Consider the following 23973-nt stretch of genomic DNA (forward strand, 5'->3'; position numbering starts at 1 on the left):
CCATTTCACTAAAAACTGCTCGAGGTACACCAACCAAGCGCTGGAATTCAGAATCTGAAAAACGATTTAATTTCTGATATTTCATGAAATCTATATTGAGGCAGTTTTTACTTTCGCAAGAGGTCTATTATATAGTATTCCAGTCTTGAAACAATTTTTCTTTTCTAGAATCTTCAAAAGGAAGAAGTTGTTCTACTAACTCTATAATCAGTTGATCAATATCTTTTGCTATCGAATATCCTAAAGTTATTTTTGAAATACTCCCACTTTTTAATTGGTCACTACAGTCCAATCTAGAGTAATGATAGTTGGCCCTATCCGTAATAAATTTATCAATATAATCAATATGCCCTTCTGCTGAAAAATGGTCTTGAGGAAAAAACCTTACCAAACTTAACCAACAGAATCTTAAGAACCATATTAAATCTTCATTACCTTTCATCATATTAAGCGTGATACCACTATCCCAATTGACATGACAATTTAAATAGACTTCTCTTTTCAGATCAGGTAAAGAAAAAATAAAAATTTTATCTGCCTCTAGCTCATTATCTTTCTCACGATACAATAATTTTTCTCGTAGGATTTTTTCTGATTTTATTTTATCGCAGTTAGTATAAAACCTATTTAAGTAGAATAGTGAGAGTGAAGCTAAAAATCCCCTAATAACACCAATTGTGGCGGCTAATATATTTGAGTCCATTAACTTCCCTTTTCTAAAACAAAAAAGCGCATCAATAAGATACGCTTTTAACGAAGTTTTGTTTAAAGATCAAACATTATTATGGACAGACTGCTTTCTGGAAAGTTTTGGTATTTGAACCGCGTACACACTGATAGAGCTTTTCAGTATTGTGCATTTTCCAGTTTTTCTCTTCTTTCCTAAAATGATAAATGGTTTGAATCGATCTGACCGAATCATCCATCAAACCTGTTTCAGTTACTTTTACCTGTCCAACCGTCGGTGACTCAACACGATTAAAGAACTGACGTATCTCGACTGTTGCCAGTTCTTCACGCAGGTCAGGCCTCATTTTAAGTACCTGATCCAAAGGTGTATCTGAAGAAGACTGCACTTTTGCAATCACTTTCTGGGTGGTTGTACAACCTGATGTCATCACACCCAGACCTAAAATTGTAACCGCCAATAACCGTAACATATTGTTTAACCCAGATTATCTTTATTATGCAGAAATTATCATGCCGGGCTTTTCAGCTTAACGCTATTTAGACTCTGTAAGTCCAGTTACAAAGCAATAAAAAAAGCGCACCTTTCGATGCGCTTTTGTAAATCTATTCTGATTAAAGATCGAATAGTTTGCCTGGGTTCATGATGCCATTTGGATCGAACACTTTTTTCAAGGCTTTCATGTATTCGATTTCTTCAGCTGAACGGGTGTATTCAAGATAAGGTTTCTTGGTCATACCCACACCATGTTCCGCAGAAATTGAACCGTCATATTTTTTCACAGTATCAAATACGTACTTGTTCACGACTTGGCATTTCGCAAAGAATTCATCTTTGGTCAGGTCAGCCGGTTTCAGGATGTTCAAGTGCAGATTACCGTCACCGATATGACCAAACCAGCAGATTTCGAAGTCTGGGTAGTTTTCATTCACGATCGCATCGATTTCTTTAATGAATGCCGGTACGTGAGTGATCAGTACAGAGATGTCATTTTTGTACGGAATAAATGGAGCAATCGACTCAGAAATGTCTTCACGCAGACGCCATAAGCTGTGTACTTGCTCAAGACTTTGGCTCATCACGCCATCCAGCACCCAACCCTGTTCCATACAGTGCTCGAAGATTTCCATCGCCTTGTCCATAATTGGCTCAAACGGCGCTTCAAATTCAAGCAATACATAGAATGGACATTCAGTTTCGAATGGGCGCTGTACATGACCATTAGCCAATACTTTTTGCATCGCTAGCTCACCGAAGAACTCGAATGCAGTCAGGTCGATTTTTGCCTGGAATGCATGTAACACTGGCATGATCGCATCAAAATCAGGGACGCCCAGTACCAGCACTTGCAGGTCTTGTGGCTGACGCTCAAGTTTGATTTCTGCTTCAGTGACTAAACCTAAAGTACCTTCACCACCGATGAACAGGTGTTGTAACGCATAACCAGTCGCGTTCTTGATCATGCCTTTGTTTAGACGCAGTACATCACCTTTACCAGTCACCACAGTCAGGCCAAGCACCCAGTTACGGGTCATGCCGTATTTGATCACTTTAATCCCGCCAGCATTGGTCCCGATGTTTCCACCGATCTGGCTTGAACCAGAAGAGGCAAAATCTACCGGGTAATACATGCCCTGTTCTTCAGCATAGTTTTGCAGCTGTTCAGTCACTACACCGGCCTGTACGCGTACCATACGGTCAGCCGGGAAGAATTCCAGAATCTGGTTCATCTTGTCCATGCTTACCACAATCTCGCCATTCGCAGCGACAGCGCCTGCAGATAGACCTGTACGACCACCTGATGGAGTTACTGCAACATTGAACTGATTGGCAAGCTTCACAATTGCCTGAACCTGTTCAGTTGAAGATGGGAAAACGATGACCGATGGGTTTGGATCAAAGTGTTTGGTATGATCACGACCCCAATTCTGGAGGCTGTCCGCATCAGTTTTAATACGGTTTTCACCCACAATTGCAGTCAATTGGGTCAATAACTCTGGGGTTAAAGCGACTGGAGCATTCATCGTTTGCAGACCTAGCATGAATTAAACAAGAGAGACCTCGCCGGTTTATTTGTATATTTTTCAGGCATTAAAACCTGTATACAAAGCAGGCGAAACATGATGATTAAAGCACCAAAACTGGCAGCTTAAACAGCATGGCGCAATATTATAAGCTATTTTTGGGGCTTTCCCTTAAAAAATGACAATTTTGATAATATACCTTTGAAAATGATAGTTTAATTCAACCAGTTCTATCATTTTCACTACTATCACTTGCAAAAATAGCTGATATTGTAGTCATCAAGGAAATGTATAACCGCCCCATTCCTGTGCTATTATACGGCGACTAAATTTGGCCTTTGTAGCGGAGCCGTAATGAGCCAACATCTATCTCTACCTAAAGATAAAATCCGTTTTCTATTGTTAGAAGGCGTTCACCAGAACGCAATCGACACATTGAATGCAGCTGGATATACCAATATCGACTATCGCAAAACAGCGCTTGAGGGTGAAGCACTGAAAGAAGCGATTAAAGATGCACACTTCATTGGTATCCGTTCCCGTACTCAGCTCACTGAAGAAGTGTTTGAAGCTGCGAACAAACTGATCGCGGTAGGTTGTTTCTGTATCGGTACCAACCAGGTGAACCTGGATGCGGCAATGCGTCGCGGTATTCCGGTATTCAACGCACCATATTCAAATACACGTTCGGTTGCTGAACTTGTACTTGCTGAAGCGATTCTTCTGCTTCGCCGTGTACCTGAAAAATCTACAGATACACATGCAGGCGGCTGGAACAAATCTGCTGTAGGTTCGTTCGAAACTCGTGGTAAGACTTTAGGTATCGTTGGTTACGGTTCAATTGGTTCACAACTTTCTGTCCTTGCTGAAAGCCTGGGTATGAAAGTAATCTATTTCGACACAGTGACTAAATTACCATTAGGTAATGCACGTCAGGTCGGCACAATGGGCGAACTTCTTGCAAATGCTGATGTTGTTTCTATTCATGTTCCTGATGTTCCGTCTACACGTAACTTCATGACCAAAGAACAATTCGCGCAAATGAAAGAAGGTTCAATCTTCATCAATGCGGCACGTGGTACATGTGTTGTGATCGAAGATCTGGCTGAAGCGTTGAAATCTGGCCACCTTGCAGGTGCTGCGGTTGACGTATTCCCTAAAGAGCCCAAAGCAAACGGTGAAGAATTTGTTTCTCCATTACGTAACATTCCAAATGTGATCCTGACTCCACACGTGGGCGGTTCTACTATGGAAGCTCAGGCGAACATCGGTCTGGAAGTTGCTGAGAAATTTGTAGCTTATTCAGATAAAGGTATGACGCTTTCTGCGGTGAACTTCCCAGAAATCGCGCTTCCATTAACTGAAGGCAAACACCGTCTGCTTCACATCCACAAAAACATTCCGGGTGTGCTGTCTAAGATCAACAACCTGTTTGCTGAACACGGCATCAACATCTCTGGTCAGACTTTAATGACCAAAGGCGATGTGGGTTACCTGGTGATGGATGTAGACGCAACTGCATCTCAGGAAGCACTCGATACTTTACACAACCTTGAAGGTACAATCCGCGTTCGCGTATTGTTCTAATTCAGGTTTTTAAAAAGCCACAGTCTTCGGGCTGTGGTTTTTTTATTGCTTAAAGGTTTTTATTTTTAAGCCTTACTCAGCTGATGCTGCTCTTCCGCTCTTCGAGAAATCGAAATAAATTTAGTCATGCCAAATCTTAAAATTGCACCTATGGTGCAAGCGCCGCTGATTCTGCTGATCGCGATGATCAGCATGCAGAGCAGCGGCTCCTTTGCCAAATATCTGTTTGGCCAGTTCCCGATCCTGACCGTTTCTGCAATGCGCCTACTTCTTGGTGCATTGATTCTGGCACTCATTTTTAAAGTCTGGCAGATCAATTTCCGCCAGGTCAGATGGCCAGCCATTATCAGCTATGGCTTGGCATTAGCTGGCATGAATATGCTGTTTTATCTGGCAATTGATCGATTGCCGATTGGAATCGCAGTCTCTTTTGAATTTATTGGCCCTTTAAGTGTTGCCCTGTTTTATGCCCGGCAGAAATTTGATTTTATCTGGGTAGGATTGGCCATTCTGGGGCTGGTTCTGTTGTTTCCCTTTGATCAGGCTGCACAACCGCTTGACCCGATGGGCATCCTGTTTGCCTTATGTGCAGGTTCCTGCTGGGCACTGTATATCGTGGCCGGACAAAAACCTTCGGGTGTATCAGGGAATCATACCGTGTGTCTGGGCATGTTCGTCGGCATGCTGGTGCTGATGCCGATTGCCCTATTTGCGGGAATGCCTGCTCATGTGTTTGAGCCAAGCAGCCTCATGTATTTTGTTATTTTGGCTGCACTTGCCAGTGCCTTACCCTTTACTTTGGAAATGATTGCACTGCGTAATTTAACCGCATTGAGTTTTGGCACTCTAATGAGCCTGGAACCTGCGGTTGCAGCACTCTCCGGTTTTGTATTCTTAGGCGAAACTTTATTGTGGACACAATGGCTGGCACTGGCCACCATTATCAGTGCGTCGATTGGCTGTACGGTGATGACACAAAGAAGAAAGCACTAAATAAAAAAGGCGCTCAAGCGCCTTTTTTAAATGACCTATTTAATTTTAGCGTGGCGTTGCATCCTTAATAGCTGTATTTAATGTTGTAGCTGCTGTCACATTATAGCCATCACATGCCGAAGCAAGATGGTCATACAGGTAATCTGTCCATTTGAGCATTAGAGGAGTTGCACCCTCTTCCCTTAAATTGTCCAAGGCAGCTTTTCTTGCTTGAGCAATATAATCGGCATGATCAATATGCTCTCCATGTTCCGAGAAAGTACTGGAATAAATTTCACCCTGATATTCGATCGCCCCAAAGTATTTATAATATTGCTGCGCATCGTCTTTATATTCGGCTTTTTTAAATTTCAGGTTAGCCATCGTGCCATCTAAAATGGTTTTCGCCATCTCTTGAACAGACTCGCCTGTCTGCCATTCAGCCAGTGTACGATAGCCAGTTTTGATATCCGGATCAAATTCAATAAATTCTTCCTCAGGATGTTCCGCCAGAATACGGAAACATTTAGATCCGTTCGGGAAAGTACGCGCCTTCTGTAAACCGACAAAATTGGTAGCAAATTGATTGTAATATTTACGTTCAGCATCCGTGGTATCAGTATTAAAGAAAACTCTGGTCTCGGTATCGTCATACATCTTCACGACAGCAATATTGGTACGTTCAGTTAAGGCTTTACCTGACAGGTCGTACCACTCCAGGTGTCGATGATTACCGATGTTATTTTCCGGAATAGTGACGGGACGACTGGTAAATTGTTCAGAAGTATTTTCCAGTACTTTTTCCAGTTTATAACCTAATGCTGTACGGGCACGATCTGCAGGGAATACGCCTTTTTCTGTGACATAAATTGGGAAGGTCATATCTTCATCAAGATCATATTCAGTATCAACAGTCCGGTTATCATCTGCATACAAGATGCCGTCAGTGATTTTATTTTTATGACTGGCCAATAGAAGCTTTTCCGACTCCATATCTGAAGCATCAATATTCGGCAGGTTGAACTGATAGGTATAGAATTCAGAAATCGTATCTGATGTTCCATCACCATTATCCGGGGTTCCAGGATTGGTTGGGGTTGGTTGGCCTGCGACTGTCTCGTTATTATCAGAATTAGAGCCACCATATGCAGTCAGCATAAGGCTCAAGACAGCACAAGAGAGTAATCTTAATTTCATTATTATCTACCTTATTATTTTTTGATCGTTTTATTTTTCATTGTTATTTTAAAGTTGACCCAAATCATGAGGTCTAAGCCATTTTAATAAATATAAAATTAAGATCAAATTAAAAATTGATTAATTTGTAACCACAATCTCATCAACAATTAACGTTGAATTTAATTTTTTCGGTGGGGGATAAAATCAAAAATTTAAATCCACTGATCCAAAATCTGCTTCGTATTCACAAAATATTCTTCTGCCCTACTCATCAAAAATTAACCAGTTTGCTATAATCCCGCTTTCTTCTGTATCTCGATTATACCCTTCTGGTATAAGTAGTTTCTCCCATGCCAAACGTCCAACTTCTTGCTGTGTTGTACATGGTTCTCTCCATGATTTCATACCAGATCAGTGCATCCTTCGCCAAGCAACTTTTCCTGGTGCTTGACCCGATCACCGTCACTATTTTAAGACTCTGCTTTGCCGCCATTATTGTCTGTATCATGTTCCGTTCCTGGAAAGTTATTCGACGTTTACACTTCCTGAAATGGCAGGATCTGCTCTGCTATAGCGCTTCTCTGGGCGTGATGAATATCCTGTTCTATATGTCGCTAGGGAAACTTCCTCAAGGGATTGCAGTCGGACTGGAATTTATTGGCCCGCTAGGACTGGCCTTAATTTCGATTCAGAACCGTAAGGACTATGTCTGGGTGCTACTGGCAATTTTAGGTATTGTGCTGATGGTGCCATGGGGGGAAGCCAATAGCAGTAACTTTGACCTGTTTGGTGCAGCCTGCGCCTTAGGGGCCGGCCTCTGCTGGGCCCTATATATCTATTTTGGGCAACGCGTGGTACAGCAAAATATCGGGATGCATGCACTGACGATTGCCATCAGTATTTCAGCCCTGTGTTTACTACCAATCGGCCTATATAACAACACCTCTGCTTTGATTGATACTCAATATTGGGGCAAGGCCATTACTATTGCAGTGCTGGCAACCGCCATTCCTTATGCGCTGGATTTAAAAGCGCTCCAGCACTTGAATAAAACCAGTTATGGTACGCTTTCCAGTCTGTCTCCAGCTCTGGCGGCACTGGTAGGTTTTATTTTGCTGGGTGAAAAAATTACGCTACTTCAAACCGTCGCACTGGTTTGTATTATGCTGGCTTCAGTTGGCGTGACCATGCGGGAAGCACGACAGCAATATAAAACCCGGAAAATAGAAAGCTGAATAAATAAAAAAAGATGGCACTCTGGCCATCTTTTTTTGTCATGAAAATTTGAATTTAAATAAATTTAAATATTAGCTTTTAACCAGCATGTCTTTTTTCATTTCTTTATAACGCTGATATTCAGTTTTGTACTGATCCGCTAAAGCCTGTTTTTGTTCATCTCCCAGAATTTTTCCGGCCTGCTGGAAGAAAGCATGCTCTTCTTCTTTCAAATGATGATGTACCTTATCTGACAGTTTCTTGGCAATTGCAATCCAGCCTGGGCTACTAAATTCAGTTTCAGTCAGTTCCTCAATCATTTCATCCATTTCATGATGTTCTGCCAAGGCGTGACGGGTAATGTTCAGGCCGGGATCTGTCATCATCAAGGGAATATAAAAGTAACGGTCTTCTGCGGTTTCATGCGCAAACAGTTCATTCTTCAGCTGCTTGAACAACTCACGACGTTCTGGCGAATCCCCCGAAGTTTGCAGTAATTTTTCTGCCAGATCACGCTGGATTTCATGACTTTCCCTTAATGCTTCAAAAATGGTGGTCATGTAATTTTTCTCCTGTTTTTGTCATGCCTTTGCTTCAGCATAGAGTGAAACCGGCAAATGGTCAGGAATATTTATAAGGCGAATTTGTATAAAAAACTTTAATATTGAGAATAGTTTACATCTATCTTTAGGCTAAAAACATCTGATAAGCCATACGGCAAATCAGCAAACTGACCAGGATCAGAAACAGAATCCGGATAAAACCACTGCCATATTTAAAGGCCAGCTTAACACCCAACAGCGAACCGCCAATATTCGCAGCTGCCATCATGGCACCCACCAGAAATAGCACATGACCTGTAGGAATAAAGAAACTCAGTGCCGCGAGATTAGTAGTGAAATTGGCAATTTTCGATAAAGCTGAGGCATGCAAGAAATCCACACTCAGATAACGGATAAAGAAAAAGATAAAGAAACTGCCTGTCCCCGGGCCAAAAATTCCGTCATAAAAACCGATGGCCAGGCTGCCTAGTGCTGCCAGTATCAGCATCTTTTTATTCAGCTTTTGCTCGACATGTACCCGTCCGAATTGCTTTTTCATGAAGGTATAAATCGCAATCACGATCAGCATGATCAGCACAAAAGGCTTGAGAATATCCACCGGAATCAAGGTGACACTGGCTGCTCCAATAAATGAGCTAATAAAGCTGCACAGCGCAATTACACCAAGTAAAACCCATGGCAGCTTGACCTGTCTAAGATAGGAAAAGGCTGCCGAGCCTGTACCGAAAATAGAGGCTAGCTTGTTAGTGCCAAATACTGTGGCAGGTTGCAGCTGCGGCAGACTGCTCATAATCGCCGGGATCTGGATCAGACCGCCACCACCGACGGCAGCGTCAATCGCTCCGGCCATAAAGGCAAAAAGCACCAGACTGAGGATAATCTCGATGTCCATTGTTATTCAACGCGCCTAGAGATTAAGAACACGTTTAGGTACCAGACGTTTTTTATCCGTGATTTCAGCCAGGCCTAAGCATTTCTCACCATCAAAGACCAACACCTGTGGCTCTGCCGGATGATCGATATTACTTTCCATACCTCGGCTAAAATATTCTGCACGGCCTTCCGGTGCCTGAATCTGCGGGAAATGCTGTACCGGTGCATAAGCTGGCAGTAATAGTGCTTCACGTTCTGCCTCAGTCAAGCTTTCCAGATATTCAATGGTATAGCTTGGAATAATATCAAAATGACCGGTTTGAATCCGGTGCAGATAAGTCAGATGACCATAGGTACCGAGAGCTTTGGCAATATCTTCGCCGAGTACCCGGATATAAGTGCCTTTGGAACAAGTTACATCCAGCGTAATGCTATTTTCAGTAAAAGATAAAAGCTCAATTGCATAAATGGTAATTGGACGTGCTTCACGTTCAATTTCAATACCCTTACGTGCCAACTCATACAGCGGACGACCTTCTTTTTTCAGAGCCGAATACATCGGTGGCACTTGCTGGATCTCACCAACAAACTTGGCAATTGTCTCCTGAATCAACTCTTCATTCAGTTTAGGGACTGGTTTTTCCAGCAGAATCTCTCCTTCGACATCACCTGTCGTAGTGCTATGTCCCAGAAAAACTGTGGTCTGGTAACGTTTGGTTGAATCCAGCAGATAATGCGAAAACTTGGTCGCCTCACCCAGACAGATCGGTAAAAGACCGGATGCCAAGGGATCTAGTGCACCAGTATGTCCAGCTTTTTGCGCACGATATAACCAGCGTACTTTTTGCAATGCAGCATTCGAGCTGATGCCTAGAGGCTTATTTAATAGAAATACACCGCTGATATGACGACGCTGAATTTTAGGAGATGAAGCTTTCATGGCAAAAAGTCAGACATTTTATAAATTGGCGCAATGGTAAAACCCCTGCCAATTATTTACAACTTTTCTACAGCATATAAGGTGCAATATCTCCTATCCTGCCGAATGCAAAATTTAAAATAATCCGATAATTAAAATAAAGGTGCATAGGATATGCAGAAATATAAACTATGGATCGTGATTGCGCTCATCATCTTGTGCTTGATTACCCTGATTCTATGGCTTGCGCCCAGGGATGAAGCACAGGCACGTGTCTCGGGCCCGCAATCCACCAATGAAAGCAGCGCTCAACAGGCAGCAGCACTGGCCAATGGCCCCGTAAATAATATATTCCCGAGTCCAAGCCAGCAGGATACGGAAATTAATTGCCAGATGCAGATGGATGCCAGTAATCGCCTGATTGTCAATGAACAGACCCGTAACTGTTTTGAATATTTTATTACCCAATATGGGGAAAAAACCCTCGAACAAATCCAGCGAGATTTTAAAGCCTATATTCAACAAAATTATCAGGATCCTGCACTCTCACAAGTTCTGGATCTTTGGGATCGTTATATCCAGTATCGTCAAGGTTTGGGAGAACTGACTCCACCTGCAGGTCTGGATCAAGAAGATCCAGCTTACTACCGCAGTATCTATGCCAGCACCCAGAACCTGCGTAAACGCTTTTTCTCTGATTATGAAATTGAAGGACTGTTTGGCACTGAAGATACTTATCATGAATATACCTTAGACCGGATGGCAGTCATGGCGGATAAAAAGCTCAGCGAAGCAGAAAAAGCCCAGAAGCTAAAAGAACTGTTTGCGCAGTTACCGCAGGACTGGCAAGAAAATCTGGAGCAACTGAATAAACTGGAAGATCTGCGTAAACTCACCGCTGATATTAAAGCCCGAGGTGGTTCTGCGGAAGAAATCCGTCAGATGCGCCTGAATCTGGTCGGTCCTGAAGCAACCCAACGTCTGGAAAAACTTGATGATGAACGTGCGAATTGGAAATCCAGTGTGACGCGTTACTTGGGCGAGCGCGATAACATCCTAAAAAGTGGCCTGAGTGAAAATGCCAAACAGCAGGCAGTTGATCAGTTGCGTCAGAAACATTTCCAGCGCCCTGAAGAACGGCTTCGTGTAGGTACATTTGAACAGGTACATGATCAGGGTGGGACCCTACCCTTTGCCAATTAATTTTCAGCTAAAATTGCTCATTGACGCCGTAGCTACACAGTACTGCTACGGCGTCGAATATCTTCTCTTATTCCCTTTTTTTTGTCCCATCTCTTATATAAAAACAGTAACGCTGACCCTCTATTTTGAGAGTTTGACAGAGCCATTTCCCTCTGAAAGCCTTGATTTTCTTGGGCTGATTACTTTTTTTTACATTGTTATTTGTTTCTAACTATTTCAACCTAAACATTCATCAATCTTATATTTCAAGGAGTTAAAAATAAAATACATACGTATATAAATTGCAAATTTATGGACTCATAAATGCTCATCGGGCATGGCCCGAAATGACATGGAATTGGCTCATCAGCATGAAAAAATGCTTCTGCTTCAAAATAATAATTTTTGCGCGTGATTGAAGATTAGGTCTGCACGATCGAGACATCCAACTTCAATATTTATCGTGCATCAATACTCCCGAGCAATGATTGCTTTTTATAACAATAAAATGAACAAAGGAACGGTTATGCGTACTTTTATTAAAACAACACAGATGCTGGCGCTTTCCTTGGCAGCAGGCCTCGGTTTTGGCTTTTCAACACAAACCCAGGCGGCAGCAAGTGCAGTTCAGGTCACTGAAAAAGCCAAATCAGACTATGCCAAAACCAAATATCCTATTCTGATGGTGCATGGCTGGCTAGGCTGGCAACGCATAGGTACTGATACCATTGGCTTAGATTACTGGTATCAGATTCTGCCGGATATGGCTCGTAATGGCTCTACCGTGTTTGCCGCCCAATTGTCGCCTGCCAATACCACGACCCACCGTGGTGAACAGCTCATTCATCAGGTCGATGAAGTGCTGGCAATTACAGGGAAGGAAAAAATCAATCTCATCGGTCACTCCCATGGTGGCCCGACTGTACTCTATGTGGCAGCGACTCGACCGCAGCAGATTGCATCCATTACGGGGGTTGCAGGCACCTATCATGGCTCTAAAGTGGCCGATGATATTCAGAACAATACTCTTACCCGCACTGCTTTTAATGTTCTCGGTGATTATATTATTGGGCCACTGATCGCACTGGGACAGTTCAAACCTGAACTGGAAATTGATTTCGATGCATCCATGAAATCCCTGACCCAAATTGGCTCCAGCTCTTTTAATGCCAGCGTGGCCAAACAGATGGTGCAGGATGGTGTCTTAGCCTCCACAGAAAACTGTAATAAGAACCTGAAATCAAAAGACCGTAACGGTATCTATTATTATTCTTGGACCGGTGTGGCTCAAGCGACCAATGCACTGGATATCGATACCATCCTGATGCAGCTTGGCCCTTTATCTTACGGCAATAAAGACAACGATGGCATGGTTGCCCGTTGTAGTGCATTCATTGGTAAGGTGATTAATGACCAGTACAAGCTGAACCATACCGATCTGGCCAATATGATGTTTGGTCTTAAAGGCCTGTTTGCTCCGGATCCGGTGGCGATGTACCGTCAACATGCCAATCGTTTAAAACTTCAGAATCTATAATTTTCATCGCCCTTCTATCTGCGGATATAAGGGCTTTTTCGTTATTTTCACTTAAAAAAATAGGGAAATAAAACACTCAAAACGCTTAATGGGTCAGCTTTTCAGCTGGCTATTCCCCACATTATGGCGAGGATCGCCTTAACACAACAACAAGAATGAGGAAATAATGATGAAATATGGAGTATTAACGACAGGTCTGCTCATGGCAGCGGCCTGCTTTACGGCTCATGCCTCTACCCAGGCCAGTCAGGTGACGGCGAAAGCCAGTTCACAATATGCCAAAACCAAATATCCGATTGTATTTTCACACGGCATGGCGGGTTTCATTCGGGTTGGCACTGACCAGTTTGGACTGGACTATTGGTATCAGATTTTACCTGATCTGGCCCGTAATGGTGCGAATGTTTGGGCAACGCGAGTCTCCCCTTTTAACTCATCTGAAATTCGCGGTGAACAACTTTTGGAGCAGGTCAAGGAAATTGCCGCAATTACCGGAGCAGATAAAGTTAATCTGATCGGACACTCACATGGTGGCCCAACAATTCGTTATGTGGCCGGTTCAGAACCTAAACTGGTGGCTTCATTAACCACAGTAGGTGCACCGCACAAAGGTTCACCGGTTGCAGACCTGATTCTAAAAGCTGAAGGGACTGCTATTGAAGCGCCACTGGTCGGCACAATAAATCTGGTTTCTAAAGCCATTACCTGGGCTCAAGGCCTGGACCCAAACTCTTATCCGCATGATTCACTTGCGGGTGGCAGCAGTTTAACGGCATTGGGCTCTGCGAACTTTAATCAGAGATATCCCATTGGTATGCCGACTACCACCTGTGGTGAAGGTGCATATCAACAAAAAGGTATCTACAACTATTCATTCACAGGTGTAGGCCAAGTTACCAACCCGCTCGATCCTGATTCAGCACTCAAAGTTACAGCCCTGCTCATTGATGGCGGCAAGGAAAATGATGGTCTGGTCTCCCGCTGTAGTGCCAAATTCGGTAAAACCATTCGGGATAACTACAACTGGAACCACCTGGACGAAGTGAACCAGTTACTCGGGTTAAAAAATGTCTTTGCTCCAGACCCAGTCGATGTTTATCGCCAGCATGCCAACCGCTTAAAACTGCAAGGTTTATAGAGCTACACAAGCCTCTACTCATCCAGAGGCTTTTTCCATCTTATTTTTCGCTAAATTTTTTCTTAAAATTTACTTGTTAATCATGATTAAACTGCATATAAAATATTCATCAAATATAAAAAGAACTGTGAAATAAAATAAATGCAGATACCTTCTATAGAAATCAAAAACAGATTTAAAAGAACCTGCCCCTGTTGCAAACGAAAAGTGATTAATCCTTTTCAATTTAAAAAATATGAGCCTTATTATTGTCCCTCTTGTCATCGACATATTATCGCAAATGTATGGATCAGTATTTTACTGGCTATCACACAATGTTTTATTTGCATTCAACTTTTTAATGCAGGATTCCAGTCTTGGGGATATTTTGTATTATTCCTGATGTTTATTCATAAAATTTTCTTGGATATTTTGGATGCCATGATCTTGCCTTTGCAGGAACATTTCGAATAAATCCAAATAAAAATCAGGCATAAAAAATGCGCCCAAAGGCGCATTTTTTTGCTTAAAAGCAAGGCTAAAATTAACCTTGTTTACGAGCTGGCAATTTTTCACGAATACGTGCAGCTTTACCAGACAATTCACGTAGGTAGTAAAGTTTAGCACGACGAACGTCACCACGACGTTTCACTTCGATTTTAGCAACGATTGGAGAGTGAGTTTGGAATACACGCTCAACGCCAACACCGCTAGAAATTTTACGTACTGTGAACGCAGAGTTCAGACCACGGTTTTTCTTAGCAATGACAACGCCTTCGAACGCTTGTAGACGTTCACGGTCGCCTTCTTTTACTTTTACTTGGACAACTACTGTGTCACCTGGTGCAAAAGCTGGGATGTCTTGTTTAAGCTGAGCATTTTCAACAGCTTGTACTAAAGGATGCTTACCGCTCATGGGGTATCTCCAATATGTGCGAGTCAGAAGAGGTCTGATTATCGCTGGGTATAGAGGCTGAATCGCATACACCCGATTGACTTTCCCTTTATGCTTGACCGCTTCAATGCATAAAGAGCCTATTTTAAGTATTTAAACAACATTGCTTAAATACAGATTTGGACAACAGGTTTAGTTGTTGCCACTTTTTAAATCTTTTAGCCATTTCTTTTGCTGCTTGGTCAGTTCAACTTTTTCCACCAACTCAGGTCGGCGTTCCAAAGTACGCTGATATCGCTGCAAAAACCGCCATTTCTCAATATTGGCATGATGTCCCGATTTCAAAATATCTGGCACATCCATCCCTTCAAAATGGTCTGGCTTGGTATATTGTGGGCAGTCTAGAAGGCCATCCACAAATGAGTCTTGCACGTGTGATTGTTCATCTGACATTGCACCCGGAAGTCTCCGGATAATACTGTCCAATAAAACCATCGCAGGGAGCTCGCCACCCGATAATACGTAATCTCCAATCGACCATTCCTGATCAACATATTTCTGGATCAAACGTTCATCGACACCTTCGTAACGACCACAAAGTACAATCAATCCGTCATAGTTTACGAAGTCCTGTACCGCAGGTTCATTTAAGGTTTTTCCTTGTGGTGACATATACACCACAGGAACGTTAACTGCACCCGCTTGCGCTGCAAGCTCTTTGGCACGATGAATTGCTTTCGCTAATGGCTCAGCCATCATCACCATACCGGGACCACCACCAAATGGACGTTCATCCACCCGTTTATAGTTCCCTTCAGCAAATTCTCGTGGATTAATACAATGAATTTGCATCAAATCACGTTTTGCTGCGCGCCCGCTAATACCGTAGGCTGTAATCGCTTCAAACATTTCAGGAAAAAGCGTAATGACTGCAAAGAACACCGCAGACTCCTCATTTTCCTGCTGTGTTAACCCTTTTTAAGGATTAATAATCTACGCCCCAATTTACGTAGATACGACCAGCTTCGAGATCAACCCGCTGTACCACATCTTTATGCCATGGAATCATTCGCTCTTCGCCATCAACGCTATCAGCAGTAGCGCGAACTACCATCACGTCATTGGCACCTGTTTCAAACATTTCATGGATTTGACCGAGATTCACTTCCTGTTCTTCTTCATCCAGACCTAACACAGTTAGACCTTTCAAATCAGACCAGTAATACTCATCCACGCCTGGTTGAGGCAGTTGCGATTTAGAGATCCAGACATTAGCACCAACCAGACCGTCCGCTGCGGTGCGATCACTCACACCCTTCAACGAAACAACCAAGCCCTTGCCATGCGGTTTCCAACGTTTTACATCGACAATTTGCCATCCTGCTTTGGTCTCAATGTACCAAGGAAGGTAGTCAAATATGTTGCTCATAGGTTCTGTATTGGAATAAACCCAGAGCCACCCATTTAATCCATATGCTGAACGTAACTGTCCAATCTGAATACGATCTTCGGGAACATTCTGTGTTGGTGTCATGGGCTACCTGCTACCTTAAAATTAAGCAGCAGCTGCAGCTTTCTTAGCTTGAGCAGCTAGAGAAGCAACACGTTCAGAAGGTTGAGCACCTTGAGAAACCCAGTGAGCAAAACGGTCAGCATCTAAACGAAGTTTTTCTGCTTTACCTTGAGCTGTAGGGTTGAAGAAACCGATACGTTCGATGAAACGACCGTCACGTGCATTACGGCTATCAGTCACAATGATTTGATAGAACGGACGTTTTTTAGCACCACCGCGTGCAAGACGAATAACAACCATGATAGAACCTTATAGTTTTTACGGATTATTCATGTACCGACCACCGGAACACTTCAAACCCCTTTCATAGAGGGCAATATTTTACGCGAAGTTTGCTCTGAATGAAAGATCAAAAATTGGTTGGCTACAATTTTGGGTTTATTTACCGTCCCATGGCTCACATGCACCGGAAGTTTTCTCCCAGCACTGTTTGCCTGTGCTATCTAACGTTATTGCACCAGTACCTTGTAATTTTCCAGTAGGCACCGGAGTTGCTGTGAGTGTCCATGTCTGATCATTATTGGCAAGCACTAAACCTAGAGCATAATTATTCTTTACGTCATCGGGTACATTCGTTGTAATAAATGCTGCTGTCGATGCATCTTTATAACTTCCGTGTGCAACTTTGTATGCTGATAACTGTTGCGCAATATCTAACATCACACTTTGAGCTTCAACGCGTTTGGTTCTTTCTTGGTAACCCGTATAGCTTGGATAAGCAATTGCAGCCAAAATACCAATTATGATCACAACAATCATTAATTCAATGAGCGTAAAACCTTGTTTATATGATTTCATTTGACTCCTCATTGGCAATTAACTGGTACTGTACAAGAAGTATCAGACCATTCACATGTTGCCCCCTGACTATTCGATGCATAATTTTTATATAAACTTGAATCATCTAAGGCCTGATTAATACAAGACTTTATTGACCATTTTCTTAACTCTGAAGTGACAGTAGTTGTATAAACATGTTTTGTTCCTGCATTTGCTGTCACACTTTTTCCATTCATACCTTCATAACTAAAGTTACGTGACTTCTCTTTCTCAAGCTCAAGACTCAGATCAGCAATTTGTTGTAATGCAAGCTTTTCATTACCTTTACGCACATAAGCTTGATAGCTGGGCAGCGCTATAGCTGCCACAATTGCCAAGATGACAACAACGATCATGAGCTCTATTAAAGTGAATCCTTTAATACTTTTCATCATTAGTCACCACCAGAATTAAATGGTAAATATTCAAACCATCGTTTAGGTATCAATTTGTCAGACACCGTATATTCTGGTGGCTTAGGATCAATATCCTTATTAAAAATTAAGGTTCTATTAGTAGCTGTTGAGCGACCAGTACCAAATGTTAAACCTATAATACCTGAACCTAAATCTCCAATTTTCTCAGGGTTGGTGGATGTAGTCGTTCCAAAACAAGTTTTATCACCATAAGGCAGGCAAAATTTGTAAGCTGAACTACTACCTACAATCCCGCCAGTACATTCTGTTGCATCCCCATCTTTAGCAGTACTTTCATCAGGATTAAAAAGTGAATAGTACAAATCATTGTCTAATGCTATACCTTCTTCCATTGCTCTTACTTGATGCTTCGCATCTTTACCTACTTTAGGCATTGGAAAAAACCAGCCTTTATGAGTACCTTTATTAAAGCTACCAGTACCACTTATATCGTGCATCGAATCTAGGGTAATTAATGTAGGAGTACCTATTGGACTAGACGTCACAGTATCATCTTTAATTGCAACAACATAATCTTGAGGATAAGACGTGCCCGTGTCTAATGGACTACTACGATCACCTGAAGCCAAGGTCACCATTGCAAAGCGTTTACCGTTATCATCTTTATGAATGGTAAAGGTAGGAGCCTCATAGAAACGTCTTGGAGATTTACCAGTGGTATTTAGGTCTGCTATTTTGTTTGCTTGATATACTAGGTTACTACTCGCGGCACTTGAACCCAACTTTCATATTATAGCTATCTGTTTAATTTTTAATAAAAAATAAATTGTTAAATAGTTAACAATTTAAGCCTGTGTTACAGGAATACGTAACTCTTTCGGTAAGCTGAAAGTAATATTCTCTTCTCGCCCATCCAGCTCATGTGGTGCCTGTGCGCCCCAATCCTGTAAACGCTGAATCACCTGCTTAATTAAAATTTCCGGGGCGGAAGCACCTGCAGTTACCCCAATTTTAGAAATATTGGTAAACCATTCCTGCTTGAGCTCATCTGCATTATCGACCAGATAGGCCGCTTTACCCATACGTTCCGCGAGTTCGCGCAAGCGATTTGAATTCGATGAATTCGGTGATCCTACAACCAGCACGACATCACAACGTGCAGCTAAATCACGTACTGCATCCTGACGGTTTTGTGTCGCATAGCAAATATCATCTTTGCGTGGACCTTGAATATTCGGAAATTTTTTGCGAAGCGCATCAATGACTTTCGCTGTATCGTCAATCGACAAAGTCGTTTGGGTTACAAAAGCGACTTTTTCAGGATTACGCACAGTTAAAGCTGCAACATCCTCTTCATCTTCGACCAGATAAATGTCACCACCATTATTTTTATCATATTGCCCCATGGTGCCTTCAACTTCTGGGTGCCCCTCATGACCAATCAGAATCGCCTCCACTCCCTCACGGGCATATTTAGTCACTTCAATATGTACTTTAGTGACCAATGGACAGGTCGCATCAAAAACTTTTAAACCACGGCGTTCGGCTTCCTGCTGTACAGCTTTAGACACGCCATGTGCACTAAAAATCACGATATTGTCATCCGGAACTTCATCTAGCTCATCGACAAAGATTGCACCACGCTGACGTAAGTCATCAACCACAAATTTATTGTGGACCACTTCATGACGCACATAAATGGGTGGATTAAAGCATTCTAGGGCACGGTTCACGATCGCAATGGCACGATCCACACCGGCACAGAAACCACGCGGGTTAGCTAAAACAATTTCCATAGAAATCCTCAATACTCACTCAATTTATGGCGCTACAATTCAAATAAATGTAAAACAATCGACGTACAACTATTTAGTTTAAAGCCGGTCTACTCTAAAATAGAGAAGATATTTTATCATATCAGGAAAAATATCATGTCGGGTCTCTTGTTTGTCGTTTCTGCAGCGTCTGGAACGGGCAAAACATCCCTCGTTAAAGCATTACTTGAACGCGTCAACAATCTTCATGTTTCTGTTTCTCATACGACACGCGGTCAACGACCTGGCGAACTCGATGGCGTACATTATCATTTCTCGACTAAAGAAGACTTTTTAAACCTGGTCGAGGAAGGTGGTTTTATTGAATATGCCGAAGTCTTTGGTAATTATTACGGCACAGCACAAGCGACTGTAAAAGAACAACTTGCTAAAGGTCATGATGTACTACTTGAAATTGACTGGCAAGGTGCACAACAAGTTCGTCGACTTTTTCCTGAATCTAAACAGATTTTCATTCTTCCGCCAAGTCAGTTCGATTTGCGTCAGCGTCTTTCCAACCGTGGTACAGACTCTGTTGAAGTGATTGAACACCGTCTTAGCTGTGCAGTCGAAGACATGCAGCAGTACGTCAACTTTGATTATGTCATTATCAATGATGACTTTAATAAGGCATTGCATGATCTTGAATCTGTGATTATTGCTAATCGACTGGTCCTTTCCCAGCAAGCGACCCGCCATGAAAAACTGATCCAGGCTCTAATTACTCCAAGCGAACAGTGATTAAAACTTGAGTCTCCAGACAAAGCATTTTATACTGTGCAGTCTGTTGAAATTTACTATTCAAAACGAGAATTCTTATGGCACGCGTAACCGTTGAAGATTGTTTAGACCATGTAGACAACCGCTTTGAGCTTGTACTAGTGGCAAGCAAACGCGCGCGTCAATTGGCACGTCAAGGCATTGAACCAACTGTGGAATGGGACAATGACAAACCGACTGTAGTTGCTTTACGTGAAATCGCTGCAGGTCATGTATCAAAAGATATTTTGAAACAACGTGATCAAGATTATCAAACTTCAAGTTTAGACCTTGCTCTTTCTGCAAATAATCTAAATTTAGATGGTTTTTCTTTCCAATAAGAATAAACCATTCCGAAAAGCCTAGTTTTAAACTAGGCTTTTTTTGTCCTGTGACTTTTATATTTTGCGCAGAACGGTTATAACATAAGGGTTAGCTCTAAAGTCAGTATAAATTTTTCACTTGTTGATATGAAAAAACTGACCCACTTTATGTTATACATTTCATACGAGCTTTTTCTGTTTTATTTGTTAAAAAATCCAGTTTTAAAGGTGTTTTATGCCAGGCCCACAGGTCAGTGAAGCTAAGCAACAGTTAAAAATCATCATCGACGCGTACTTAAGTGAAAGCGATGTCGAACGTGTGCTTGCGGCCTGTGATTATGCCGATATTGCCCATGATGGCATTACCCGTAAAAGTGGTGAACCTTATATTCTGCACCCTATCGCGGTGAGCTGTATTCTGGCCCATATGCGTCTGGATACTGAAACCTTAATGGCAGCGCTGCTGCATGATGTCATTGAAGATACCGACTTCAATAAAAATGACATTACTGAAAAATTTGGCAGCACGGTTGCAGAGCTGGTTGATGGTGTCACCAAGCTCAGCCATTCCAGTGATAAAGAATATAATAAAGCAGCCTCTTTCCGTAAAATTCTGCAAGCGACTTTACAGGATCCACGTGTCATTATTGTGAAACTGGCAGATCGCTATCACAACATGACTACGTTGGAAGCATTACGCCCGGATAAACGTGCTCGTATTGCCCGTGAAACCTTTGAAATTTTCGTTCCAATGGCACGCTTGGTCGGCATGAACGAAATGGCAGATAATCTAGAACATCTCTGTTATCAGAATCTGGATCTGGATATGTATAATGATGTCCAGGCTGCCCTTTTAGAAACCAAGCCTAAACGCTGTGAATATCAGGCCAAGTGGGAACAGAAACTTAACGAATTACTACAGCAATATGCCATTGAAGGCCGGGTTAAAAAGAAAAACAATAATATCGAGCTATTACGCCATTTTGTAAAAAATGATATTGATCTGCAGGAACTTACACATAGCCACGCATTTGAAATTATCTTACAGAGTATTGCCGATTGTGACCGCCTTGCCGATATCCTGACTGAAAGTTTTACGGTTCAAAATTATCAGGACAATATTCGCCGTCCCCTTCCAGGCGGCAACCAGTCTTTAACCATGCGCTTAAAAGGCGAAAAGACTACTTTATCGCTAACTATTCAAACTGAACTGATGCGTAAAGCTGCACGCTTTGGCGTCGTACTTGGTGAAAATGCCCCTCAAGCCTGTCGCTCTGCCATTCAAGCATCCATGCAAAATCTGAACGTATTGGTTGATGGTGAATGCGCCAAAACTACGTTCAGCGAATTACTGGATTATTTGCATCAGGAAAAAATTTGGGTTTATACCCCTCACGGTCATCTGCATGAATTACCGCAAGGTGCGACTGCAGTTGATTTTGCCTATGCTGCCAGCCTGTTCTTGGGTAACCACGCTATTGGCGCTAAAATTAATGGTGAAACCAAACCGCTTTCTACGCCATTATTGAGTGGTCAGGTCGTTGAAGTTATCACTGATGTTCTTGCAACCCCAAACCCGGACTGGCTCAGTTTTATTAACACCCAAAAAGCCCGTCGCGCGATTCAGAATATCCTGCGCGATCAAGACATTGATGAACAGCGCCTTGTGGGTCAACAGGCCCTCAACCGTGCCTTAAAACTTTTCCAGTGTTCTATTCTCGATCTGACCGAAGCTGACTGGAAAAATGTACTGGAATGGCGTCATGTTCCCACTAAAGAGCAACTATTTGAACAGATTGCTGTAGGTGACTTATTACCACAACTGGTTGCTAACCATTTATTTGCACATGACCAGCATCAAAATGCGAATAGTTCAGGTCGTCTTATTCAGGGTACAGAAGGTGTAGATGTTAAATACGCACATTGCTGCAACCCGGTACTTGGTGATCCAATTCAAGGTCATCTGACTCGTCGTGGCCTAATTGTACATCGTGCCCGTTGCCATAATTTATTGCAGGAACAACATATGCATCCTGAAAATATTATGCCTCTACAATGGACGACTGAAGATCTGGATGATGTCAGCTTTACTGCCTATCTCTGTATTGATCAGGCCATGGACGATGAACAGATTTCCGATCTGATTTATCAATGTCGTAAAGGCCATACAGGTGTAGAGATGGTGCGTAATTATGATGGCAAAACTTATGTAAATATTGTGGTGCATAACCGTAAACAGATTGCCAAGATTATTCGTGATTTACGCATGCATTTTGGTTTTCCACGTATTACCCGCTTAGAACAACCGCTCAATATTGCTGAAACCTCTAAAGCCAGTTAATCATTTAAAACGATAATGCTTTTGTCAGTTGAATTGATCTAATATGATGTATGTTGATGTTGACATCCTCCAGCTAAAGCAAGCGGATTCCTACCGCTAGACGCTCATGCCCAAGCGCAAGTATGTTCTTAGCGGAATTTAAATCACGATGATTTATACTTCCACACTCACATTCCCATACTCTTATTCGCAAATCTGTTCTACCTTTGGGACTGCTAGAGGTGATTTCACCGCAGCACGAACAGATTTGGGTTGTGAATTTCTCACTGACTTCCTCAAACAATACCCCTGCGTTCTCGCATTTATACTTGAGCATTGTTTTCAGTGCTGAAAATCCTGTGTCCAAAACAGATTTCGCCATCTTGGTTTTTACAAGTTTGCTCGCACTTAAGTCACCTACAACAATCAGTGCATTTTCTTTCACAAGCAGAGTGCTTGCTTTATGCAAATGGTCTTTACGACAATTGGCAATTTTAGCGTGTAATGCACGTACACGTTTTTTATTTCTTGCTCTTTGAGCAATCCCTAATTTCTGCTCGTAATTACGGTAAAACTTAGGATTTGAAATTACAGTACCATCTGAGCAGGTGGCAACGTCTTTTAGACCAAGATCAATACCAATCGCTTTAGTTGCCGTTGGTTTGTCTTGTTTAGGTGAGTCCACAACAAGACACACATACCAGCGCCCACGACTATCCTCAACGAATGAGCCTGTTCTCACGCTGTATTTACTTATGCCGTAGCTATCCCATAGCTTAAATTTCTGCTTGCCGTATTGCACATATCCATCAGCATATTTAATCGCTACTTTTTTAAATGGTATCCAACCAAGCGAACGTCTTGCTGACTTCTTGTTACTCACACGCCATTTCAGCTTTGCTTTCTTGTGTTGTCTTCTTTTATCAACATATTCTTCTGTTATCCCTTGCACTGTTTGACTATGCAAACCACACAATTTTGAAGTTCCTTTTGTGTATTGAGTCATATCAAATGCTGAGAAAAAGTCACCTGTTCTTTTCAGGTGTTTGAAACTCAAATCATTCACATAATTCCAAACAAAGTTCACCTCAGATGCTAATTGGTCTAGCACCTTGCAATGTTTGTCTTTTATGCGTAATTTAAGTGTTTTCATGAGCTTATTTTAGATCATGTTAAATTAAAGGTGTTGATTTTAAAAAATTCAATGACATTTTATGTCGTATCGCTTATATCTCTG

Annotated in this window: 25 protein-coding genes and 1 pseudogene; 9 read left to right on the forward strand and 17 right to left on the reverse strand. The window is 42.2% G+C overall.

Annotated elements, in window-relative coordinates:
• The 4 genes and pseudogenes from ACEWB7_RS04735 to ACEWB7_RS04750 all read right to left on the reverse strand — a co-directional run.
• Positions 1 to 85, reverse strand: a pseudogene (locus tag ACEWB7_RS04735) (IS5/IS1182 family transposase); the annotation flags it as partial.
• Positions 86 to 127: 42 nt separating this feature from the next.
• Positions 128 to 703: a hypothetical protein gene (locus ACEWB7_RS04740; RefSeq protein WP_262737941.1), complete on the reverse strand. Its 576-nt coding sequence runs from the start codon at positions 701 to 703 to the stop codon at positions 128 to 130.
• 79 nt (positions 704 to 782) lie between these two features.
• Complete coding sequence (locus tag ACEWB7_RS04745; protein ID WP_004787040.1) at positions 783 to 1160, reverse strand: hypothetical protein; 378 nt, start codon at positions 1158 to 1160, stop codon at positions 783 to 785.
• Positions 1161 to 1302: 142 nt separating this feature from the next.
• A complete protein-coding gene (locus ACEWB7_RS04750; protein ID WP_034704522.1) occupies positions 1303 to 2712 on the reverse strand; it encodes an FAD-binding oxidoreductase in 1410 nt (469 codons plus the stop codon).
• Positions 2713 to 3066: 354 nt separating this feature from the next.
• Here ACEWB7_RS04750 and serA point away from each other — a divergent pair, with 354 nt between their 5' ends.
• Positions 3067 to 4299 (forward strand): phosphoglycerate dehydrogenase, encoded by a 1233-nt coding sequence (gene serA, locus ACEWB7_RS04755; RefSeq protein WP_005233651.1) that lies wholly within the window; start codon positions 3067 to 3069, stop codon positions 4297 to 4299.
• A 126-nt stretch (positions 4300 to 4425) separates the two neighbouring features.
• Positions 4426 to 5292 (forward strand): EamA family transporter, encoded by an 867-nt coding sequence (locus ACEWB7_RS04760; RefSeq protein ID WP_262737942.1) that lies wholly within the window; start codon positions 4426 to 4428, stop codon positions 5290 to 5292.
• 45 nt (positions 5293 to 5337) lie between these two features.
• Here ACEWB7_RS04760 and ACEWB7_RS04765 read toward each other — a convergent pair whose 3' ends face one another.
• Positions 5338 to 6468, reverse strand: coding sequence for a hypothetical protein (locus ACEWB7_RS04765; protein ID WP_411580472.1), 1131 nt, complete (start codon positions 6466 to 6468; stop codon positions 5338 to 5340).
• 332 nt (positions 6469 to 6800) lie between these two features.
• Here ACEWB7_RS04765 and ACEWB7_RS04770 point away from each other — a divergent pair, with 332 nt between their 5' ends.
• A complete protein-coding gene (locus tag ACEWB7_RS04770) occupies positions 6801 to 7685 on the forward strand; it encodes an EamA family transporter (protein WP_034704511.1) in 885 nt (294 codons plus the stop codon).
• A 72-nt stretch (positions 7686 to 7757) separates the two neighbouring features.
• Here the strand turns inward: ACEWB7_RS04770 and ACEWB7_RS04775 are convergent, their stop codons facing one another.
• From ACEWB7_RS04775 to truB, 3 genes are all read right to left on the reverse strand, one after another.
• A complete protein-coding gene (locus ACEWB7_RS04775; RefSeq protein ID WP_262737944.1) occupies positions 7758 to 8225 on the reverse strand; it encodes a hemerythrin domain-containing protein in 468 nt (155 codons plus the stop codon).
• A 127-nt stretch (positions 8226 to 8352) separates the two neighbouring features.
• Entirely contained in the window at positions 8353 to 9120 is a 768-nt protein-coding gene (locus ACEWB7_RS04780; protein ID WP_166137997.1) for a sulfite exporter TauE/SafE family protein, read from the reverse strand.
• A gap of 15 nt (positions 9121 to 9135) precedes the next feature.
• On the reverse strand, positions 9136 to 10041 hold the full coding sequence (truB, locus tag ACEWB7_RS04785; protein ID WP_125279871.1) for a tRNA pseudouridine(55) synthase TruB: 906 nt from the start codon (positions 10039 to 10041) through the stop codon (positions 9136 to 9138).
• Between the two features lie 153 nt (positions 10042 to 10194).
• On the opposite strand from truB, the gene ACEWB7_RS04790 reads away from it, so the two are divergent.
• The 3 genes from ACEWB7_RS04790 to ACEWB7_RS04800 all read left to right on the forward strand — a co-directional run bounded on the left by ACEWB7_RS04790 (position 10195) and on the right by ACEWB7_RS04800 (position 13877).
• Positions 10195 to 11223 (forward strand): lipase secretion chaperone, encoded by a 1029-nt coding sequence (locus ACEWB7_RS04790; RefSeq protein WP_034704499.1) that lies wholly within the window; start codon positions 10195 to 10197, stop codon positions 11221 to 11223.
• A 505-nt stretch (positions 11224 to 11728) separates the two neighbouring features.
• Positions 11729 to 12739 carry an esterase/lipase family protein gene (locus tag ACEWB7_RS04795; RefSeq protein WP_034704496.1) on the forward strand — a complete coding sequence of 337 codons (1011 nt, stop codon included), beginning with the start codon at positions 11729 to 11731 and terminating at the stop codon, positions 12737 to 12739.
• Between the two features lie 169 nt (positions 12740 to 12908).
• A complete protein-coding gene (locus ACEWB7_RS04800) occupies positions 12909 to 13877 on the forward strand; it encodes a lipase family alpha/beta hydrolase (protein WP_034704494.1) in 969 nt (322 codons plus the stop codon).
• A gap of 523 nt (positions 13878 to 14400) precedes the next feature.
• On the opposite strand, the gene rplS is transcribed toward ACEWB7_RS04800, so the two are convergent.
• From rplS to ispH, 8 genes are all read right to left on the reverse strand, one after another.
• Complete coding sequence (gene rplS / locus ACEWB7_RS04805; RefSeq protein WP_004787066.1) at positions 14401 to 14772, reverse strand: 50S ribosomal protein L19; 372 nt, start codon at positions 14770 to 14772, stop codon at positions 14401 to 14403.
• Positions 14773 to 14943: 171 nt separating this feature from the next.
• The gene (trmD, locus tag ACEWB7_RS04810; RefSeq protein WP_034704491.1) at positions 14944 to 15693 is read right to left on the reverse strand and encodes a tRNA (guanosine(37)-N1)-methyltransferase TrmD; all 750 of its coding nucleotides are present in this window, start codon (positions 15691 to 15693) and stop codon (positions 14944 to 14946) included.
• Between the two features lie 43 nt (positions 15694 to 15736).
• A complete protein-coding gene (rimM, locus tag ACEWB7_RS04815; RefSeq protein WP_004787070.1) occupies positions 15737 to 16285 on the reverse strand; it encodes a ribosome maturation factor RimM in 549 nt (182 codons plus the stop codon).
• A 21-nt stretch (positions 16286 to 16306) separates the two neighbouring features.
• A complete protein-coding gene (rpsP, locus tag ACEWB7_RS04820; RefSeq protein WP_004826436.1) occupies positions 16307 to 16564 on the reverse strand; it encodes a 30S ribosomal protein S16 in 258 nt (85 codons plus the stop codon).
• A gap of 138 nt (positions 16565 to 16702) precedes the next feature.
• A complete protein-coding gene (locus tag ACEWB7_RS04825) occupies positions 16703 to 17122 on the reverse strand; it encodes a type IV pilin protein (RefSeq protein WP_166138009.1) in 420 nt (139 codons plus the stop codon).
• An 8-nt stretch (positions 17123 to 17130) separates the two neighbouring features.
• Entirely contained in the window at positions 17131 to 17538 is a 408-nt protein-coding gene (locus ACEWB7_RS04830; RefSeq protein WP_125279636.1) for a type IV pilin protein, read from the reverse strand.
• A complete protein-coding gene (locus tag ACEWB7_RS04835) occupies positions 17538 to 18302 on the reverse strand; it encodes a hypothetical protein (RefSeq protein WP_034705386.1) in 765 nt (254 codons plus the stop codon). The genes ACEWB7_RS04830 and ACEWB7_RS04835 overlap by 1 nt, the downstream gene beginning before the upstream one ends.
• 63 nt (positions 18303 to 18365) lie before the next feature.
• Entirely contained in the window at positions 18366 to 19316 is a 951-nt protein-coding gene (ispH, locus tag ACEWB7_RS04840) for a 4-hydroxy-3-methylbut-2-enyl diphosphate reductase (RefSeq protein ID WP_034705389.1), read from the reverse strand.
• 135 nt (positions 19317 to 19451) lie between these two features.
• Between ispH and gmk the strand changes: the two genes are divergently transcribed.
• The 3 genes from gmk (at position 19452) to ACEWB7_RS04855 (ending at position 22757) form a co-directional block, all read left to right on the forward strand.
• Entirely contained in the window at positions 19452 to 20075 is a 624-nt protein-coding gene (gene gmk, locus ACEWB7_RS04845) for a guanylate kinase (protein WP_004787090.1), read from the forward strand.
• Positions 20076 to 20152: 77 nt separating this feature from the next.
• Complete coding sequence (rpoZ, locus tag ACEWB7_RS04850) at positions 20153 to 20434, forward strand: DNA-directed RNA polymerase subunit omega (RefSeq protein WP_004650579.1); 282 nt, start codon at positions 20153 to 20155, stop codon at positions 20432 to 20434.
• Positions 20435 to 20651: 217 nt separating this feature from the next.
• Positions 20652 to 22757 carry a RelA/SpoT family protein gene (locus tag ACEWB7_RS04855; protein WP_034705391.1) on the forward strand — a complete coding sequence of 702 codons (2106 nt, stop codon included), beginning with the start codon at positions 20652 to 20654 and terminating at the stop codon, positions 22755 to 22757.
• A 73-nt stretch (positions 22758 to 22830) separates the two neighbouring features.
• Here ACEWB7_RS04855 and ACEWB7_RS04860 read toward each other — a convergent pair whose 3' ends face one another.
• Positions 22831 to 23889 (reverse strand): RNA-guided endonuclease InsQ/TnpB family protein, encoded by a 1059-nt coding sequence (locus ACEWB7_RS04860; RefSeq protein ID WP_004787095.1) that lies wholly within the window; start codon positions 23887 to 23889, stop codon positions 22831 to 22833.
• Positions 23890 to 23973: the final 84 nt, after the last annotated feature.

It is taken from the genome of Acinetobacter sp. NIOH-H-8, from assembly GCF_046635365.1.
GTDB lineage: Bacteria > Pseudomonadota > Gammaproteobacteria > Pseudomonadales > Moraxellaceae > Acinetobacter.

Coding starts and splice junctions, on each gene's coding strand:
- ACEWB7_RS04740 (WP_262737941.1), bottom strand. CDS start 703: ATGGACTCAAATATATTAGCCGCCACAATTGGTGTTATTAGGGGATTT.
- ACEWB7_RS04745 (WP_004787040.1), bottom strand. CDS start 1,160: ATGTTACGGTTATTGGCGGTTACAATTTTAGGTCTGGGTGTGATGACA.
- ACEWB7_RS04750 (WP_034704522.1), bottom strand. CDS start 2,712: ATGAATGCTCCAGTCGCTTTAACCCCAGAGTTATTGACCCAATTGACT.
- serA (WP_005233651.1), top strand. CDS start 3,067: ATGAGCCAACATCTATCTCTACCTAAAGATAAAATCCGTTTTCTATTG.
- ACEWB7_RS04760 (WP_262737942.1), top strand. CDS start 4,426: ATGCCAAATCTTAAAATTGCACCTATGGTGCAAGCGCCGCTGATTCTG.
- ACEWB7_RS04765 (WP_411580472.1), bottom strand. CDS start 6,468: ATGAAATTAAGATTACTCTCTTGTGCTGTCTTGAGCCTTATGCTGACT.
- ACEWB7_RS04770 (WP_034704511.1), top strand. CDS start 6,801: ATGCCAAACGTCCAACTTCTTGCTGTGTTGTACATGGTTCTCTCCATG.
- ACEWB7_RS04775 (WP_262737944.1), bottom strand. CDS start 8,225: ATGACCACCATTTTTGAAGCATTAAGGGAAAGTCATGAAATCCAGCGT.
- ACEWB7_RS04780 (WP_166137997.1), bottom strand. CDS start 9,120: ATGGACATCGAGATTATCCTCAGTCTGGTGCTTTTTGCCTTTATGGCC.
- truB (WP_125279871.1), bottom strand. CDS start 10,041: ATGAAAGCTTCATCTCCTAAAATTCAGCGTCGTCATATCAGCGGTGTA.
- ACEWB7_RS04790 (WP_034704499.1), top strand. CDS start 10,195: ATGCAGAAATATAAACTATGGATCGTGATTGCGCTCATCATCTTGTGC.
- ACEWB7_RS04795 (WP_034704496.1), top strand. CDS start 11,729: ATGCGTACTTTTATTAAAACAACACAGATGCTGGCGCTTTCCTTGGCA.
- ACEWB7_RS04800 (WP_034704494.1), top strand. CDS start 12,909: ATGAAATATGGAGTATTAACGACAGGTCTGCTCATGGCAGCGGCCTGC.
- rplS (WP_004787066.1), bottom strand. CDS start 14,772: ATGAGCGGTAAGCATCCTTTAGTACAAGCTGTTGAAAATGCTCAGCTT.
- rimM (WP_004787070.1), bottom strand. CDS start 16,285: ATGACACCAACACAGAATGTTCCCGAAGATCGTATTCAGATTGGACAG.
- rpsP (WP_004826436.1), bottom strand. CDS start 16,564: ATGGTTGTTATTCGTCTTGCACGCGGTGGTGCTAAAAAACGTCCGTTC.
- ACEWB7_RS04825 (WP_166138009.1), bottom strand. CDS start 17,122: ATGAAATCATATAAACAAGGTTTTACGCTCATTGAATTAATGATTGTT.
- ACEWB7_RS04830 (WP_125279636.1), bottom strand. CDS start 17,538: ATGATGAAAAGTATTAAAGGATTCACTTTAATAGAGCTCATGATCGTT.
- ispH (WP_034705389.1), bottom strand. CDS start 19,316: ATGGAAATTGTTTTAGCTAACCCGCGTGGTTTCTGTGCCGGTGTGGAT.
- gmk (WP_004787090.1), top strand. CDS start 19,452: ATGTCGGGTCTCTTGTTTGTCGTTTCTGCAGCGTCTGGAACGGGCAAA.
- rpoZ (WP_004650579.1), top strand. CDS start 20,153: ATGGCACGCGTAACCGTTGAAGATTGTTTAGACCATGTAGACAACCGC.
- ACEWB7_RS04855 (WP_034705391.1), top strand. CDS start 20,652: ATGCCAGGCCCACAGGTCAGTGAAGCTAAGCAACAGTTAAAAATCATC.
- ACEWB7_RS04860 (WP_004787095.1), bottom strand. CDS start 23,889: ATGAAAACACTTAAATTACGCATAAAAGACAAACATTGCAAGGTGCTA.